Here is a 17,392-nt window from a genome sequence, read left to right as displayed (position 1 = left end):
GCCTGTGATGCCGATTGACCTGACCCGTATTTCCGCGATCGACGTGCATGTGCATGCCGAAGTGTCGTGCCACGATCCCGAAGATCCGGTGATGGGGCAGTTTTTCGACGCCGCCAGCGCCTATTTCAAGGCCCCGCGCGAACGCCCGAAAATGCCCGAGATCATCGAGCTTTATCGCGAACAGCAAATCGCGTTCTGCATGTTCACGGTCGACTGCGAAAGCGGCATCGGGGCCAAACGGGTGTCGAATTATGAAGTCGCCGAAATTGCCAACAGGAATGACGACATCTGCATCCCGTTTGCCTCGATCGACCCGCACAAGGGCAAGATGGGCGCGCGCGAGGCGCGCGATCTGATCGAAAATCATGGTGTGCGCGGGTTCAAGTTCCACCACATCATGCAGAACTGCCTGCCGGCCGACCAGATGGGTTATCCCATCTACGAGGTGATCAACCATTACAAGCTGCCCGCCATTTTCCACACCGGTCATTCGGGCATGGGCACGGGCATGCGCGGCGGCGGCGGGGTCCGTCTGAAATATGGTCAGCCGATGCTGGTCGATGATGTCGCGGTCGATTTTCCCGACATGAAGATCATCCTGGCGCACCCCAGCTGGCCCTGGGTGGATGAAAGCCTGTCGATGGCGCTGCACAAGGACAACGTGTTCATCGACCTGTCGGGATGGTCGCCGAAGTATTTTGCGCCGCAGATAATCCAGTATGCCAACACCCAGTTAAAGCACAAGATGCTGTTCGGCAGCGATTTTCCGCTGATCCACCCGGCCAAGTGGATCGATGCTGCGCGCAAGGTGGGGTTCAAGGACGAAGTCTTGCCGCTGATCATGAAGGACAATGCGGTGCGCGTGCTGGGCCTGACCTGAGCACGCCACGCCGCGACAACCTCGGGAGAGTGATGATGGCGCTTGTATATTACCATGCCGAACCCGCCGCCAATTCGCTGAAATCGATGATCTGCCTGCACGAAAAGGGGCTGGATTTTCAAAGCGTCTATGTCGACCTGCACAAGTTCGAACAGCATTCCGACTGGTTCATCGCGATCAATCCCGAAGGCCAGGTGCCCGTGCTGGTGCACGATGGCGCGGTGATCACGCAAACCACGGTGATCAACGAATACCTTGAAGACGTGTTTCCCGATGTGCCGCTGCGCCCCGCCGATGCCGAGGGCCGGGCGCGGATGCGCATCTGGAACAAGTTCGTCGACGAACACGTGATGAACTATGTATCGATGCACGGCTGGCACCGCATGGTCGGGGTGATCGCGCGCGGCATCGAAAGCGGCGATTTCGAAAAGCTGGTCGAGCGTATTCCGCTGCCCGATCAACGCAGAAAATGGCAAACCGCGCGGTCGGGCTTTTCCGACGCGGACCTGGCCCATGCCACCGACAAGATCGTCTATGCCTGCGCCAAGGTCGAGGTGCATCTGGCCGACAACGCCTGGCTGGCGGGCGATATGTTCACCACGGCCGATGCCAATTTCTATGCGATGTGCGGCATGATGGTCGAACGCATGTTCCCCGAGCTTGAGGTGGCGGTGCATTATCCCCGGTTGATCGAATGGCGCGAACGGATGACCGCGCGTCCAGGGGTGCGTGCCGCGCTGGAAATGCCCGATCACACCAATCCGGCGCTGCGCACCTGGACCGGGCACGCGCGGTAAAATATTGATATGGCAACATTTGTACTGATTCACGGGTCGTGGCACGGCGGCTGGTGTTTTGATCTTCTGCGCCGCCGGCTGGAGGCGGCCGGCCATGCGGTGATCGCCCCGGATCTGCCCGGCATGGGCGGGAACGAGGCCGCGCTGTCAGCCGTCACGCTGGACGGCTGGGCGCGGTTCGCGGCGGATCTGTGCCGCACCGCGCCGCAACGCCCGGTCGTGCTGGCAGGGCACAGCCGCGGCGGTCTGGTGATCAGCCAGGCGGCCGAACTGGCGCCCGATGCGATCGACAGCCTGGTCTATATCTGCGCGATGATGTTGCCCGATGGCATGTCGCGCGCGCAGTTCAAGACCGAAGAGGGGCCCAATCCCGCCTTTGACGCGCTGATTTCGCCCACGCCTGGGGGGCACGGCACACGGATTACCGGCGATAGCCCGGCAACCGTGTTTGCCCAGCTGTCGCCGCCCGAACTGGTGGGCGATGCGATGGCGCGTCTGGTCGACGAACCGCATGGCCCGCGTTCGACACCGATGCGCCTGACCCCTGAACGCTATGGCCGGGTGCCGCGCACATACGTCGAATGCACCGACGATCGCACGATCCCGATTGCCAGCCAGCGGCGCATGCAGGGCCTGGTGCCCGGTGCGCGGGTCGAAACCTTGTGGGCCGATCACAGCCCTTATCTGTCGCGGCCCGAGGGTCTGGCCGCAATCCTGCTGGCATGTGTGTAAATCCTCCCCGTGGCGGAGAGGATGACCGGCCTCAATCGTGGAACACGACGGTTTTGCTGCCATTGACCAGCACGCGGTCGGCCAGGTGCAGGCGTACCGCTTCGGCCAGCACGCGGCGTTCGATATCGCGGCCGCGACGCACCAGATCATCGGGGCGATCGGCGTGGCTGATCGCTTCGACGTCCTGATGGATGATCGGGCCTTCGTCGAGATCGGCCGTAACATAGTGCGCGGTGGCGCCGATCATCTTCACCCCGCGTGCATGCGCCTGATGATAGGGCTTTGCCCCCTTGAACCCGGGCAAAAACGAATGATGGATGTTGATGCAGCGGCCCGACAGGAACAGCGTCATTTCGTCGGACAGGATCTGCATATACCGCGCCAGCACCACCAGTTCGGCACCTGTTTGCGTAACCACCGCGCGGATCTGCGCCTCTTGGCTCGGCTTGGTGTCGCGGGTGATCGGGAAATGGTGATAGGGAATGTCGCCAAGCAGCGAGATTGACAGCGCCCCGCGCGGGTGGTTGCCGACGATGCCGACCACGTCCATGTTCAGTTCGCCGATGCGGTTGCGATACAGCAGATCGCCCAGGCAATGGTCAAACTTGCTCACCAGCAGCAGAACCTTGCGCCTTGCGGCCTTTTCGCGCAATTGCCACGCCATCGCAAATTGCGCGGCAAGTGGCTCAAATCCTGCGTAAATATCGGCCATGCTCGTTCCGCGCGGATCGAATTCCACGCGCATGAAGAACGTGCCTTCGTCCTGGTCGTTGAATTGCTTGGCCTCGACGATGTTGGCACCCGATTGCGCCAGATAGCCGGTGACGGCAGCAGTGATGCCCGGCGCGTCAATGCACGACAGCGACAGGATCTGGTAGGCGGGGGCGGGTTCCAGGCTCATTGATGCGGCTCTCCAATGGGGTCGGTTTGGCAGGCGCTACCGACCACTTTTCATTTGCATGACACCGGTTTCATAGTATGTGTTGCATACAAAATGCAACCATCCGGAGAGGTAAATCGTGTCCGCCACGAATCTTGACCAGCTGCTGGCGCAGCAGAGCAGCATCGTCGACATGTTGCGCAATTCGCAGCTTGGCGCTTACGTCTATCCGGTGGTGGCGCCCGAGTTTTCCAACTGGCGTTCGGAACAATGGGCCTGGCAGCACAGCGCGGTGCTGTTCGACCAGTCGCACCACATGGTGAACCTGTACCTTCGTGGCAAGGACGCCGCCAAACTGCTGTCCGATACGATGATCAATTCGTCGAAGGGCTGGGCGGTCAACAAGGCCAAGCAATATGTGCCGACCACGCCCTATGGCCATGTGATCGGCGACGGCATCATCTTCTGGGAAGAAGAACAATCGTTCACGTATGTCGGCCGGGCACCGGCATCGAACTGGTTGCGCTATCACGCGGCCACCGGCGGCTATGATGTCGATGTCGAACTGGACGACCGATCGCCGATGCGGCTGATGGGCAAGCCGGCCAAGCGCAAGGAATGGCGGTTCCAGATCCAGGGTCCGCAGGCCTGGAACGTGATCGAAAAGCTGCACGGGCGTCCGCTGGAACAGCTCAAGTTCTTCAACATGGCGACGATGAACATTGCCGGCCACACCGTGCGCACGCTGCGCCACGGCATGTCGGGCGCGCCGGGTCTGGAAATATGGGGCCCTTATGAAGAACAGGAAGCGATCCGCGCCGCCATCCTGGAGGCGGGCCGGGAATTCGGGCTGATCGCGTGCGGAAGCCGCGCCTATCCGTCGAACACGCTCGAATCCGGCTGGATCCCGTCGCCGCTGCCGGCGATCTATACCGGCGAAAAGCTCAAGGGTTTCCGCGAATGGCTCGGGCCCGACAGCTATGAAGCGACGGGTTCGATCGGTGGCTCGTTCGTGGGCAACAGCATCGAGGATTATTACCTCAATCCGTGGGAGCTGGGCTATGGTCCGTTCGTCAAGTTCGACCACGATTTCCACGGGCGCGACGCGCTTGAGGCGCTGAACCCCGCAGAGCAGCGCAAGAAGGTTACGCTGGCCTGGCATCCCGAAGACATGGCAAAGATCATGGCTTCGCTGTTCAACCCCGATGGTGAACAGTACAAGTTCTTCGACGTGCCGTTGGCCAACTATGCGTCATCCAACTATGACCGGGTGGTCGATGCGGGGGGCAAGACGGTCGGCCTGTCGATGTTTACCGGCTATTCTTTCAACGAAAAGCAGGCGCTTTCGCTGGCCACGATCGATCCCGAAATCCCGGTCGGGACCGAACTGCATGTGGTGTGGGGCGAAGAAAACGGCGGCACGCGCAAGACCACGGTCGAACCGCACCAGCAGATTTCGGTGCGCGCCATTGTCAGCCCGGTGCCGTACAGCCGCGTCGCGCGCGATACCTATGCCCAAGGCTGGCGCACCGCGCGTTGATACGCATGACCCCGGCACCGGTTGCCAACACCGGACCGGGGGTTTCGAACACAGAAGGGCGCCATGGCGATACCGCAGATCCATCCCAACTGGGACAAGCCGGCCACGATCATCACCGACGGCTATTCGCTGGAAATGACCGCGAAGGATCAGCCGTCGTTGCGCGATGCCGCGCCGCTGATCCCCGCGGACACGCCTGTTGCGGTGACGTTCCTGCCCGGTGAAGAGGCTCATGCGCGGATCGCCGCCACGGTCGCGGTGCGCGAAGTGGGTCTGGAGCCGATGCCGCATTTTTCGGCGCGGCGCATCACGTCAGAGGACGATTTCGAAGGCTATCTTCAGGCCGTGGTGCGCGAAGCGGGGGTGCGCCGCTGTTTCATCGTGGCGGGCGATCCGCCCGAACCGCAAGGGCCCTATTTCGACACGATGGCGCTGATCGAAACCGGCGCGTTCGAACGCGCCGGGATCACCGCAATCGGCGTGGGCGGCCATCCCGAAGGCCACCCCAACATGTCGGTCGATGAATGCTGGGACGTTTTGACGCGCAAGGTCGCCGCGATCGAGGGGCGCGGCATGGCGCCGCTGGTGGTCACCCAGTTCGGGTTTGATCCCGACGCGTTCCTGGCCTGGCTGGTCGAACTGCGCGAGCGCGGGATCGACGCGCCGGTGCGGATTGGCGTGCCGGGCCCGGCAGGGATCAAGCGCCTGCTTGGCTTTGCCGCGCGCTGCGGCGTGGGCGCATCGACCAGTGTTCTGCGCAAATACGGCATTTCGGTGACCAATCTGCTGGGCAGTGCCGGGCCGGACAGGCTGGTCGATGCCTTTGCTGCGGGCCTTGGCCCGCAACATGGCCGGGTGCGGCTGCATTTCTATCCGTTCGGCGGCCTGCGCAAGACGGTGGAATGGATCGCCGACTATGAACGGCGCCACGCGGTGTGACCGATTGCGTGCTGGTTGACGACGCCTGGGGGCGGGGGCTGCGCGGCATTATTGCGAACAGGTATGCAGCCACGGGCGATTGACGGGATCAAAGGGCCGCTGGCCTTTGCCGCCGGAGGCTTGCTTCGGCCCGTTCAAAAATCCGCCGCCTTGCTCCGCGCCCGCGCCTCGGCGAAACTCTTTTCGCGAAACGCTTCGAAGGCGACGCGCTGGTCAAAGCCCGGGTCTTTGGGATAGTCCTGATATTCGGCGATGATGTCGTCGAAAATGCCGCGCAGTTCGGCCATGTGATCGGGGTGGGAAAAGATGTGCAGGCGGTTGGCGCGCATGGCTTCGATCACGCGCGCGCCGATCACGTCGGGTTCCATGCCGAATTCGTGGACCCCGGCCAGGCGTTCGACGGCTTCGTGGTTGACGGGCCGCGCCCCGGCTTTCAGCGCATCGGGGCGGATCTGGTCGCTGGCGTAGATATAGCTTTTGACCAGGCCGGGGCACAGCACCGAGACGCCGATGCCGTATTGCAACAACGAATAGTGCAGCGATTCCGACAGGCCGCGCACCGCGAACTTGGTGGTGTTGTAGATGCCGGGTGTGCCGGCGGCGATGAATGCGGCCATCGAGGCGGTGTTGACGACATGGCCGCCGTGCTGGGTACCGGCCTTGACGCGTTCGACCATGCGCGGAACAAACGTCATCACGCCGTTGATTACGCCATGCAGATTGACGCCCAGCAGCCAGTCCCAATCGTCGTAGCTGCTGTCTTCGATCGGCTGAAACAGGTTGACCCCGGCGTTGTTGCACAGGATCGACACCGGACCGAACGCGGCCTCGACCTCGTCGGCGGCGGCGCGGAAGGCATCGCGGCTCGACACGTCAAGTTCCACGCCCATGACCTCGCGGTTGTCGAGCGTTTTCAGCGCCTGGTCGATCGAATCGCGGCGAATGTCGGCGATGGCGACTTTGCAGCCTTCGTTCAGCAATTGCCGCACCAGGCCGATGCCGACACCATTGGCGCCACCGGTGACAAAGGCGGTGCGTCCTGCAAAGTTTTTCATGCCTTGTCTCCCCGGGTTTGCGCTGCGCGCAGGGCATTCTGGCGGACGATTTCGTCGGTGATCGCGGGATTGCGGAACAGGCGGTCGAACGTCGCCTTGTATTCGGCATTTTCGGGCAATTGGGTCTGGACCGCGGCGGTGGTGGCTTCGCCGCGTTCGCGCACCCCGGTCAGGAATTCGCTGTGGGTCAGGATATACAGTTCGTCGTTCAGGATGCCTTCGAGCACGCGCGCACCGACCTGTTCCTTGGTCTGGTAAAGGTGCGCAAAATTGCCGCCAGCCTGGCGCCGCTTGTCGGCCTCGGCATAGCCGGTCCGGGACAGGGCGGCGGGGCGCGTCTGTCCGGCTTCGGCAATGTTGGATTGGACCGCGCCGGGGCAGAATGCCGAACAGATGACGCCGCGCGGTTCAAGTTCGGGCCGCATGCATTCGATCATGCCGACCACGGCCGCCTTTGACGTGGAATAGATCGTCGTTCCACCGACCGGCACCAGCGCCGACATCGATGCGGTGTTGACGATATGGCCGCCTTCGCCGTGCGCCAGGATGCGTGGCAGGATTTCGACCACGCCGTTGATCGTGCCACCCAGATTGACCCCCATGACCCAGTCCCAGTCGGCATGGGTGGCGATCTCGGTCGGGCCGACCACGGCCACCCCGGCGTTGTTGACCAGCAGGTGGATCCGGCCAAAGCGCGCCTCGGCGGCATCGGCGGCGCGCGCATAATCGGCGCGGTCGGTCACATCGAGGCGCAGCGGCAGCACGCGCGTGTCATCGCCCAGTTCGACGCGTGCCGATTCGAGGTGATCGTTACGGATGTCGGCGATCACCACGTTCATCCCCGCGCCGAGCATGGCCTTGGCAATGCCAAGGCCGATACCGCTGGCCCCGCCGGTGATAAAGGCGGTCTTTCCATTCAGATCCTGCATGTCCCGTTCCCGTGCTGAGGCCGTGCCGGGTATAGGCCTGGCCAGTGCGAGGTGATTGCTGTTTTTTCTGCGCAGACTATTCACCATGCAGCGATTGTGTGCAAGACATACGATATCAAATGGTACGATGGCGCCGCGGCTGGTGACTGTCGGCCGCATGGGTAGAAAGGGTGTCATGGCAGGCGGCGCACAGGCCGGGGCGCGGATCGACCCCGCAAGCGTACCGGGCAATCATCGCTATCCCACAGTCGCATCGCGGCACTGGGCGCTGCTGGTGATCGTGCTGGCGACATTCGTGATCTTTTTTGACCAGGTGGCGTTCGGCATGCTGGCCGAACGGATCAAGCATGATTTCGGGCTGAGCGATGCGCAGCTGGGGTTTCTGGCGGGGCCCGCAGGCGTGATCGCGTTTCTGTTCGTGGGCATACCGCTGGCGCGGCTGGCCGACATTTTTCCGCGCAAATATGTGCTTGCCGCGGGTTCGCTGGCAATCGGCCTGGTGATTGCGGCGGGCGGGCTGGCGCAAGGGCTGGGGCAGTTTGTCGCGGCGCGGGTGTTTCTGGCGGCCAGCGGTTCGGCGCATGCCCCGGCGTCCTATTCGCTGTTGGCCGATGCCTTTCCCCCGCGCAAGCTGACCCGCGCGTTCGCGCTGCTGCAATTCGGCTTTATCGGCGGGACCACGCTGGGGCCGTGGATCGGGGGCCGGCTGGTCATGGCCAGCCAGGGCTGGGCGGTGCAGTGGGGCACGTTTCACATATTCGGCTGGCAATGGATCCTGATCGGCGGTGGCGCTGCGGCGCTGGGCGCGGGGCTGCTGTTTCTGACCGTGCAGGAGCCCGACCGTGCGGCGGCGATGCAACGCGGCGGCGTGAACGAAGGGCTGGCCGCGGTGCTGGGCTGGCGCGCCTTTGTGGCGCTGGCCGAACGTCCGCGGCTGTTTGCGCCGCTGTTCGGTGCGCTGGCGCTGTCGGCGCTCGATGTGTTCGGGCTGCAATTCTGGCGGACACCGTTTCTGATCCGTACTTATGGCTGGAACGAAGGACAGATCGGCGCGGCGATGGGCCTGGCCGTGCTGGTGGGGTCGGTGTCGGGACTGGCCTTGGGCACCGTGCTGGTCGAGGCGCTGGCGCGGCGTTATGCCGATGCCAATGTGCGCGCGGCGGCGATCTGCTTTGCCGGAACAAGCGTGGCGGCGGTGCTGTCGCCGCTGATGCCGCGCGCCGAATGGTCGCTGGTGCTGATGGGCGTGGGGGTGGCGTTCGGATTGGCCGGGGCGGTGCCACAAAACGCCGCGGTCCAGCGCGTGGTGCCGCCTGAAATGCGGGCGCAAGTTACCGCGATCTATCTGTTCATGTTTACCTTTTTTGGCGCGATGGGCAGTTTTCTGGTGGGGCTGGTGCAGGACCGCATCGTGGGCGATCCGCATCGCCTGTGGCTGACCCTGGCGATCTGCGCGGGCACCTTGCTGCCCGCCGCCACGGTGTTGATGGTGCTGGCGATCCGGCCCTATGGGCAGGAAATCGAACGTCTTGAAGCTTTGGAGCATGCACGATCATGAACGATTACCCCGCGCTGTCGATGATCATTGCCGGTGAAGCGGTTGCGGGCGGGGGCAGGCGCACCCATGCCGTGGTCAATCCCGCCAATGGCGAGGTGATCGGCCACCTGCCGCTGGCCGACCCGGCCGATCTCGATCGCGCGCTGGATGCAGCCGCGCGCGGCTTTTTGCGCTGGCGCACGTCAACCGCGGCCGAACGCGCCGCGGTGCTCGAAGGCGCGGCGCGGCTGTTGCTCGAACGGCAGGACATGATTGCGCGCAACGCCGTGCTCGAACAGGGCAAGACCCTGCCCGAAGCGCGGCTTGAAGTGATGATGGTGGTCAATCTGTTCCGGTTTTATGCCGGCGAATGTCAGCGCATTTACGGCCGCGCACTGGTACGACCTGCGGGCCAGCGATCGACGGTGACCCATGCGCCGGTGGGCCCAGTCGCGGCCTTTGCCCCGTGGAACTTCCCCATCGGCAACCCGGGGCGCAAGCTGGGCGCGCCGATTGCAGCGGGCTGCTCGGTCATCCTGAAATCGGCCGAGGAAACCCCGGCTTCGGCCCTGGCGGTGTTGCAGGCGCTGCTCGATGCCGGGCTGCCCGGCGATGTGGCGCAGGCGGTGTTCGGCGTGCCCGACGAAGTCAGTCGGCATCTGCTGGCATCGCCGGTGATCCGCAAGCTGTCGTTCACAGGGTCCACCGTGGTGGGCAAGCATCTGGCGCGGCTGGCCACCGACAACATGCTGCGCACCACGATGGAACTGGGCGGGCATGGTCCGGTGCTGGTGTTTGCCGATGCCGATCTTGATCGTGTGCTGGACACCGTGGTGGCGCAAAAGCTGCGCAATGCCGGCCAGGTCTGTGTCAGCCCGACGCGTTTTCTGGTGCAAGACAGCGTGTTCGAACGCTTTGCCACAGGGTTTGCCAAGCGTGCGGGCGCGTTTCGCGTGGGGCCTGGGCTCGATCCCGACACGCAGATGGGCCCGATGGCCAATCCGCGCCGCCCCGAAGCGATGGAGCGCCTGATCGGCGATGCCACGGCTGCGGGCGCGCGCGTGCTGACCGGGGGGCATCGTGTGGGCAATCGGGGCTATTTCTTTGCCCCCACCGTGCTGGCCGAAGTGCCGACGGGCGCCGTGATCATGAACGAAGAGCCGTTCGGCCCGGTCGCGATCGTCAACCCGATGCACGACGAGGCGGCGATGATCGCCGAGGCAAACCGGTTGCCCTACGGTCTGGCCGCATTCGCCTGGACCGAGGATGCGCGGCGCCAGCGGCGTCTGGCGGCAGAGCTTGAGGCAGGGATGATCGGGCTGAACACGGCGATGATTGCCGGCGCCGATGCGCCGTTCGGCGGGGTCAAATGGTCGGGCCACGGCGCCGAAGACGGCCCCGAAGGCCTGCATGCCTGTCTGGTGACCAGGACCGTTCATGAAGGATGACCGCGATGACGCATGATCTGAAAACCGGTGGCGCACAGGGCTATTTGCGCATCGCCACCGAAGAGGCGTTTGCCACGCGCGAACAGGTCGATGTGTTTCTGCGCATGATCCGCGACGGCCAGGCCGATCAGGGGATGATCTCGCTATGGGGGTTTTACGCGCAATCGCCTTCGGAGCGCGCGACCATGATCATGGAACGGCTGCTCGATCTGGGCGAGCGTCGGATTGCCGACATGGATGCGACCGGCATCGACAAGGCGATCCTGGCGCTGACTTCGCCCGGGGTGCAGCCGATGCTTGACCCGGCCGAGGCCCGGCGCATTGCGTCCGCCGCCAACGACCAGCTCGCCGCCGCCTGCGCGCGCTATCCCGACCGGTTTGTCGGGCTGACCGCGGTGGCCCCGCAAGACCCCGCATGGTCGGCGTCGGAAATCCGCCGGGGTGCGACCGAGCTTGGCTTCAATGGTGTGCAGATCAACAGCCACACGCAGGGACGGTATCTCGACGATCGGTTCTTTGATCCGATCTTTCGCGCGCTGGTCGAACTGGATCAGCCGCTGTACATCCATCCCGCCACGCCGCCCGACAGCATGATCGGGCCGATGCTTGAAGCGGGGCTTGACGGTGCGATCTTCGGTTTTGGGGTTGAAACCGGCATGCATCTGCTGCGCCTGATCACCATCGGCATTTTCGACCGTTATCCCACATTGCAGATCATGGTCGGGCATATGGGCGAGGCGCTGCCGTATTGGCTGTACCGGCTGGATTACATGCACCAGGCAGGCGTGCGGTCAAACCGGTATGAGCGGATGAAGCCGCTCAACAAGACGATTGCCGAATACTTCCGGTCCAACGTGCTGGTCACGTGCAGCGGCATGGCGTGGGAGCCGGCGGTGCGGTTCTGCCAGCAGGTGATGGGCACCGACCGCGTGCTCTATGCGATGGATTACCCTTATCAATATGTCGCCGACGAAGTGCGCGCGATGGATGCGATGGATATCGACGGGCCTGCGAAAAAACAGTTTTTCCAGACCAATGCCGAACATTGGTTCAAGCTGTGACACCGCGCCACGGCCTGTCGCGCGACGCCTGGATCTGCCTGGCGCTGGTCGCGCTGATGCAGTGCCTGTCGATGCTCGATCGCAATATCCTGGCGATCCTCAATCCGCGGATCAAGGCCGACCTGCATATCGGCGATGCCGAAATGGGCCTGCTGTACGGCACCGTGTTCGCGCTGTTTTACGCGGTGTTTTCGCTGCCACTGGGGCGGCTGGCCGATGGCTGGCGACGCGGGTGGCTGCTGGCGATCTGCATCGCGCTGTGGTCGATGGCAACCGGGTTGGCTGGGTTTGCCGGCGGTTTTGCCCTGCTCGCGGTGTCGCGCCTCGGTGTGGGGATCGGCGAAGCGGCGGGGCAGCCGGCCGGCACCAGTCTGGTGTTCGACTATTTTCCCAAGGATCGCCGCGGACTGGCGCTGGGGGTCATGGCGGCGCTGCTGGCGGCAGGGCTGGGGCTGTCGTCGGTGCTGGGCGGGGTTGCGGCCGATTGGTGGGACCATGCGTTTGCCGCCGGGCACGCTGCGCCGCTGGGGCTGAAAGGCTGGCAATTCGCGTTTGTGCTGGCGGCATTGCCCGGCGTGCCGCTGGCGATTGCGCTGGCGATGATGCGCGAACCGGTGCGGGGCTTGAGCGATGGCGTGGTCAGCACGGCTGATCCGGCGCCGTTTCGCGCGGCGCTGGATGTGTTGATCGCTGTCCTGCCCCTGGGGGTGTGGTGGACTTTGGCAAAGGCCGGGGCGGGGTGGGGTGCAATCGTGCGCAATGCCGGGGCGCTGGTGGCGATCGTGGTGGTGATGACCGGGCTGGCGCGCGCGTGTGCCGCGCTGTCACCGCGCCCGCGGTTGCATCTGATCGGGCTGACGATCGATCCGCATGCGCTGCAATGGACGATTGTGGGTATCGGCGCCTATGTTGTGGTCAATTTCCTGCAATCGCTGCGGCTGGCCGACCGGCCGACACATGCGGTGATCACGCGATCGCCCGCGCTGTGGCTGTGCCTGATTGTCGGATCGCTGCAGACCACCATCAATTACGGCATCATGGGCTTTACGCCGGCATTCCTGATGAAAACCTGGCACCTGAGCGCAGGCGATGTCGGGGTGAAATTCGGGCTGTTGTCGGCGGCAATCGGCATGATCGGGCCGATGCTGTCGGGGCCCTTGTCCGACATGCTGGCCGCGCGCGCCGGGGCGGGGGGGCGCGTCGGGTTTGTGCTGGTCGCGCTGGGGCTGTCGCCGCTGGTCGGCATTGCGGTCTATACTTCGCCCGATCCGACGACGTTCTATCTGCGGTTCACGCTGTACAGCATCATCCTGACAATGTGGCTGCCCCCGCTTTATGCGGTGCTGTACGAACAGGTGCTGCCGCGGATGCGCGGTCAGACGGCGGCGTTGTACATCCTGCTGATGACCATCCTGGGCCTGGGCATCGGCCCCTATTGGGTGGGGATGGTGGCCGATCGCACCCACGGCAATCTGGGCCTGGCGATCCTGTCGGTCAACGGCCTGGCGCCGCTGATCGTGGTGCTGCTGGTGATGTTGTGGCGGCGGGCCGAGCGTGACGCCGCCGGCGCGCCGGGTCGGGCAAGGGCGGCCGGCGAACCGGTCTAGGCGGCGTGGGTCCTGGTGCTACTTCATCAGGTCCTCGATCCACGGCAACTGCTGCAACAGCGGCGTCATCGTGTCGACCATCAGCACGTCGCGCGCCATCTGCGCGGTTTGCAGCGCCAGATTGCCCAGTTCGCCGCTGCGCCCGACCACCTGCACGCGGCGGGAAAAGCGCCCGCGGGGCAGGGGTTCGATGCGCAACTGGTCAACCAGCGTGGGCATCGCGGCCAGGCACAGCGCGCTGGTGATGCTCCACCCGATGCCCAGCGCGACCGAGGTCAATTGCTGGTGGATGATATCCACTTCGATCACATTGGGCAGGCGCAGCTTCATCCGGGTCAGCTGGCTTTCGATCCGTTGACCCATGCCGTGATCGAGCGAATAGCGGATGAAGGGCAGGCGCTCTGCCGCTTCCGACGGATCGGCGGTGCCGGTATAGTCGCGCGGAAAAATCAGCACGAAAGGATCGTCCATCACATCGTGGTGTTCGGTGCCGGGATGTTTTTCCAGCGTGTTGCTGCCGGTCACCAGCATGTCGACGCGCCGCGCGAGGAAATCCTGTTGCTGCACCAGCGATATGCCCGACCGGATGCGCCACCGCCCCACCCGCATGCCGAACCGGCTCAGGACCGGCGCGGTCAGCAGCGTGGCAAAGGTTTCCGACATTGCCAGCGTGATCTGGTCGACCGGCAGGTGCGCGCCTTCGCGCACTTCGTCGATCACCGTGCGCGCCGTGGTCAGCAGCTTGCGCGCGCGTTCGTACAGCGCGCGTCCCGCGGGGGTCAGCCCCAGCGGGCGCAGCGAACGGTCGAACAGCGGCGTGCCCAGGCCCGCCTCAAGCCGGGTGATGGTCTGCGATACGGCCGACTGGGTGATCCGCAATTGCGTAGCGCTGGCCGTCATCCCGCCAAGCTCGACCGTGACGACAAACACTTCCAACGCGTGAAGATCGAATTCCGCCGGCAGACGCAGCATCGAGGCCCCCCAAATCATGTCACCTTAAGCTTTGTATCATTCATTCTTATCCCATGCCAAGGGAATTCCCGCGCGCCGGGTGGCGCTTTAGACAGGCCGCGCACCATGGGGCAGGCTTTGCCGGGAGAGGCACACCGATTATGACCGAGATTACAGCATCCCATGCGGCAGATCTGCTGCGGCCCGACTTCGTGCTGCTGGTCACCTGCCAGGATCGCAAGGGGCTGGTCGCCGCGATTGCCGGATCGATCGCGGCGCAGGATTGCAATATCATCCACAACGCCCAGTTCGGCGATGCCCACACCGGGCGCTTTTTCATGCGCGTGGCGTTCAAGGCCCCCGAGGGGCTGAGCCGCGAAAAATTCAGCGTGGCCTTCCTGTCGGTGGCGTCGGCTTATGCGCTGGAATGGCAGGTGCATGACGTGCGGGTAAAACTGCGCGCGCTGGTCATGGTCAGCAAGGGCGGCCATTGCCTGAACGATCTGCTGTATCGCACCGCCACCGGTTATCTGCCGATGGAGGTGACCAGCGTGGTATCGAACCACACCACCTGGCAACGCCGCGTCGAACACGAAGGCATCGCCTTTCACCATCTGCCGATCACGCCCGAAACCAAGGCCGAACAGGAAGCGCGGCTGATGGCGCTGATCGATGAACAACGCGTCGACCTGATCATTCTGGCCCGCTATATGCAGGTGCTGTCGGATGCGACCTGTCGCAAGCTGGAAGGGCGCGTGATCAATATCCACCATTCTTCGCTGCCGGCATTCAAGGGGGCAAAGCCCTATCACCGCGCGTGGGAACGCGGGGTAAAGCTGGTTGGCGCCACCGGGCACTATGTCACCGCCGATCTGGACGAAGGCCCGATCATCGCGCAGGACGTGTCGATGGTCGATCATGCAGACACGATCGATGACCTGATCGCGCAAGGCCAGGAAACCGAAAGCCGCGTGCTGACGCGTGCAGTCAAGGCGCATTGCGAACACCGCGTGATGCTGAACGGCGCGCGCACCGTGGTGTTCAAATGACCGAGGCGCGGCTGTATGCCGATCTGGCAGCGCTTGGCATCGCGCACACCGCACTGGAACACGAAGCTGTGTTCACGGTTGAGGAAAGCGAGGCGATCCACGCCGCGCTGCCCGGCGCGCATACCAAGAACCTGTTCCTGAAGGACAGCGGCGGGGCATTTTTCCTGGTCACGGTCGATCACGCGCTGCGCGTTGATCTCAAGGCGCTGGCGCCGGTGATCGGTGCGAAAAAGCTCAGCTTTGGCAAGGCCGAGGATATGCAGGGTTTGCTGGGGGTTACCCCCGGTTCGGTTACCCCGCTGGCCGCGATCAACGACACCGCGGGCACAGTGCGCGTGGTGCTGGACGAACGGCTGGCCGATGCGGCGGCCGTGCATGTCCACCCGCTGCGCAACACCGCCACGATCGGGCTGTCGGGCCCTGATCTGATCCGTGCGCTCGATCATTGGGGCCACACGCCGCTGATCGCCGCCATTCCCGAACGCGCCTGAGGTTTTTGTACGATGATCGCGGGCTTTTTCGACTTGTTCAAAATTGGCATCGGGCCATCGAGTTCGCATACGGTCGGTCCGATGGTGGCGGCGCGACGGTTTGGTGAACACTTGCGCCAGCGCGGCCTGCTGGCCAGCGTCGCGCACGTCGAAGTCGGGCTGTACGGTTCGCTGGCGCTGACCGGCAAAGGACATGCCACCGACAGCGCCGTCATCCTGGGGCTGGCCGGGGAAATTCCCGCCACGGTCGACGCCGACCGGGTGCCGGCGATTGTTGCCGAGGTTCACGCCAGCGGTCAATTGCCGCTGATGGGCGAACGCATGATCGGGTTTGTACCTGCGCGCGACATCCATTTCTGGATGCGCGAACGCAAGCCGTTTCACAGCAATGCCATGATGATCACCGCGCGCGACGCTGCGGGCACGGTGCTCGATCAGCGGCATTATTATTCGGTCGGGGGCGGCTTTGTGCTCGACGAGGATGAAGCCTGCGGCAATATGCGCGAAGGCGACAGCGACGCCCCGATCCCGCACGATTTTGTCTCGGCCGCCGAACTGCTTGAAATCGGCGAGCGTCAGTCGATCAGCTTTGCCGATATCATGCTGGCCAACGAATGCGCGCGCCGTCCGCTGGACGAAGTGCTCGCCGGGATCGACCTGATTGCCGATACGATGGCCCAATGCATCGATCGCGGTTGTCGCAACGAGGGCGTTTTGCCGGGCGGGCTGAAAGTGCAGCGCCGCGCGGCCGTGCTGACGCGCGAACTTGCGGCGCGGCAGCAGACCACGCTGGGCGATCCGCTGGCGGTGCTCGACTGGATCAACCTGTGGGCGATGGCGGTCAATGAAGAAAACGCCGCCGGTGGCAAAGTGGTCACCGCGCCCACCAATGGCGCGGCGGGGATCATCCCCTCGGTGCTGCGCTATTACGAACGCTGCTATCGCGGCACGCGCGAAGGCACGCGCACCTTTCTGCTCACTGCCGCTGCGATCGGCGCGCTGTACAAACGCAATGCGTCGTTGTCGGGGGCCGAAGTCGGCTGCCAGGGTGAAGTGGGTGTGGCCTGTTCGATGGCCGCCGCCGGTCTGACCGCAGCGCTGGGCGGCAACAACGGTCAGGTCGAAAACGCCGCCGAAATCGCGATGGAACACAATCTGGGGCTGACCTGCGATCCGGTCGGTGGCCTGGTGCAGATCCCCTGTATCGAACGCAATGCGATGGGTTCGGTCAAGGCGATCGATGCCTCGCGCCTGGCGATGCTGGGCGATGGCACGCATATGGTCAGCCTGGACAAAGTCATAGAAACGATGCGCCAGACCGGGCACGACATGCGCGACAAGTACAAGGAAACGTCGCAAGGTGGCCTTGCGGTCAATGTGGTCGAATGTTGAGGATACGGACATGAAAGCGCTGGTGACGGTAAAGCGGGTGATCGATTACAACGTGAAGCCGCGGGTAAAGGCGGATGGCACGGGAGTTGACCTTGCCAACGTGA

16 protein-coding genes and 1 pseudogene are annotated in these 17,392 nt (G+C 63.9%); 13 read left to right on the top strand and 4 right to left on the bottom strand.

The window, feature by feature from the left end:
- Positions 1-7 precede the first annotated feature (7 nt).
- The 3 genes from G404_RS0112985 to G404_RS0112975 are packed head-to-tail and all read left to right on the top strand — an operon-like array spanning position 8 to position 2,409.
- Positions 8-880 carry an amidohydrolase family protein gene (locus G404_RS0112985; protein WP_084601314.1) on the top strand — a complete coding sequence of 291 codons (873 nt, stop codon included), beginning with the start codon at positions 8-10 and terminating at the stop codon, positions 878-880.
- A 32-nt stretch (positions 881-912) separates the two neighbouring features.
- A complete protein-coding gene (locus G404_RS19025; RefSeq protein WP_051280663.1) occupies positions 913-1,677 on the top strand; it encodes a glutathione S-transferase family protein in 765 nt (254 codons plus the stop codon).
- Between the two features lie 9 nt (positions 1,678-1,686).
- Positions 1,687-2,409, top strand: coding sequence for an alpha/beta fold hydrolase (locus G404_RS0112975; RefSeq protein WP_036521391.1), 723 nt, complete (start codon positions 1,687-1,689; stop codon positions 2,407-2,409).
- A gap of 31 nt (positions 2,410-2,440) precedes the next feature.
- Here the strand turns inward: G404_RS0112975 and purU (G404_RS0112970) are convergent, their stop codons facing one another.
- On the bottom strand, positions 2,441-3,310 hold the full coding sequence (gene purU / locus G404_RS0112970) for a formyltetrahydrofolate deformylase (RefSeq protein ID WP_028641468.1): 870 nt from the start codon (positions 3,308-3,310) through the stop codon (positions 2,441-2,443).
- A 118-nt stretch (positions 3,311-3,428) separates the two neighbouring features.
- Between purU (G404_RS0112970) and ligM the strand changes: the two genes are divergently transcribed.
- The gene (gene ligM / locus G404_RS0112965) at positions 3,429-4,829 is read left to right on the top strand and encodes a vanillate/3-O-methylgallate O-demethylase (protein WP_028641467.1); all 1,401 of its coding nucleotides are present in this window, start codon (positions 3,429-3,431) and stop codon (positions 4,827-4,829) included.
- A gap of 63 nt (positions 4,830-4,892) precedes the next feature.
- Positions 4,893-5,768: a methylenetetrahydrofolate reductase gene (locus G404_RS0112960; RefSeq protein WP_028641466.1), complete on the top strand. Its 876-nt coding sequence runs from the start codon at positions 4,893-4,895 to the stop codon at positions 5,766-5,768.
- A 134-nt stretch (positions 5,769-5,902) separates the two neighbouring features.
- On the opposite strand, the gene G404_RS0112955 is transcribed toward G404_RS0112960, so the two are convergent.
- Positions 5,903-6,823 carry an SDR family NAD(P)-dependent oxidoreductase gene (locus G404_RS0112955; protein WP_028641465.1) on the bottom strand — a complete coding sequence of 307 codons (921 nt, stop codon included), beginning with the start codon at positions 6,821-6,823 and terminating at the stop codon, positions 5,903-5,905.
- Positions 6,820-7,752 carry an SDR family NAD(P)-dependent oxidoreductase gene (locus G404_RS0112950; protein WP_028641464.1) on the bottom strand — a complete coding sequence of 311 codons (933 nt, stop codon included), beginning with the start codon at positions 7,750-7,752 and terminating at the stop codon, positions 6,820-6,822. Before G404_RS0112950 ends, G404_RS0112955 begins: the two co-directional genes overlap by 4 nt.
- Positions 7,753-7,909: 157 nt before the next feature.
- Here G404_RS0112950 and G404_RS0112945 point away from each other — a divergent pair, with 157 nt between their 5' ends.
- The 4 genes from G404_RS0112945 to G404_RS0112930 are packed head-to-tail and all read left to right on the top strand — an operon-like array spanning position 7,910 to position 13,405.
- Positions 7,910-9,310, top strand: a complete 1,401-nt coding sequence (locus G404_RS0112945; RefSeq protein ID WP_084601324.1) for an MFS transporter — start codon at positions 7,910-7,912, stop codon at positions 9,308-9,310.
- The gene (locus tag G404_RS0112940; protein WP_028641462.1) at positions 9,307-10,737 is read left to right on the top strand and encodes an NAD-dependent succinate-semialdehyde dehydrogenase; all 1,431 of its coding nucleotides are present in this window, start codon (positions 9,307-9,309) and stop codon (positions 10,735-10,737) included. The genes G404_RS0112945 and G404_RS0112940 overlap by 4 nt, the downstream gene beginning before the upstream one ends.
- Positions 10,738-10,742: 5 nt before the next feature.
- Positions 10,743-11,798 carry an amidohydrolase family protein gene (locus tag G404_RS0112935; protein WP_036521413.1) on the top strand — a complete coding sequence of 352 codons (1,056 nt, stop codon included), beginning with the start codon at positions 10,743-10,745 and terminating at the stop codon, positions 11,796-11,798.
- Positions 11,795-13,405, top strand: a complete 1,611-nt coding sequence (locus tag G404_RS0112930) for an MFS transporter (protein WP_028641460.1) — start codon at positions 11,795-11,797, stop codon at positions 13,403-13,405. The genes G404_RS0112935 and G404_RS0112930 overlap by 4 nt, the downstream gene beginning before the upstream one ends.
- Positions 13,406-13,423: 18 nt before the next feature.
- Here the strand turns inward: G404_RS0112930 and G404_RS0112925 are convergent, their stop codons facing one another.
- Positions 13,424-14,377, bottom strand: a complete 954-nt coding sequence (locus tag G404_RS0112925; protein WP_028641459.1) for a LysR family transcriptional regulator — start codon at positions 14,375-14,377, stop codon at positions 13,424-13,426.
- Positions 14,378-14,517: 140 nt separating this feature from the next.
- On the opposite strand from G404_RS0112925, the gene purU (G404_RS0112920) reads away from it, so the two are divergent.
- The 4 genes and pseudogenes from purU (G404_RS0112920) to G404_RS20385 all read left to right on the top strand — a co-directional run.
- Positions 14,518-15,405 carry a formyltetrahydrofolate deformylase gene (purU, locus tag G404_RS0112920; protein ID WP_051280662.1) on the top strand — a complete coding sequence of 296 codons (888 nt, stop codon included), beginning with the start codon at positions 14,518-14,520 and terminating at the stop codon, positions 15,403-15,405.
- Entirely contained in the window at positions 15,402-15,896 is a 495-nt protein-coding gene (locus tag G404_RS0112915; RefSeq protein ID WP_028641457.1) for a prolyl-tRNA synthetase associated domain-containing protein, read from the top strand. Before purU (G404_RS0112920) ends, G404_RS0112915 begins: the two co-directional genes overlap by 4 nt.
- Before the next feature lie 12 nt (positions 15,897-15,908).
- On the top strand, positions 15,909-17,288 hold the full coding sequence (locus G404_RS0112910) for an L-serine ammonia-lyase (RefSeq protein ID WP_028641456.1): 1,380 nt from the start codon (positions 15,909-15,911) through the stop codon (positions 17,286-17,288).
- Positions 17,289-17,298: 10 nt separating this feature from the next.
- Positions 17,299-17,392 (top strand): annotated as a pseudogene (locus G404_RS20385) (electron transfer flavoprotein subunit beta/FixA family protein); the annotation flags it as partial.

The organism is Novosphingobium acidiphilum DSM 19966 (assembly GCF_000429005.1).
Classification (GTDB): Bacteria; Pseudomonadota; Alphaproteobacteria; order Sphingomonadales; family Sphingomonadaceae; genus Novosphingobium; species Novosphingobium acidiphilum.
The sequence above is the reverse complement of the archived record's forward strand: the minus strand, read 5'-3'. Positions and strand labels throughout refer to the sequence as shown.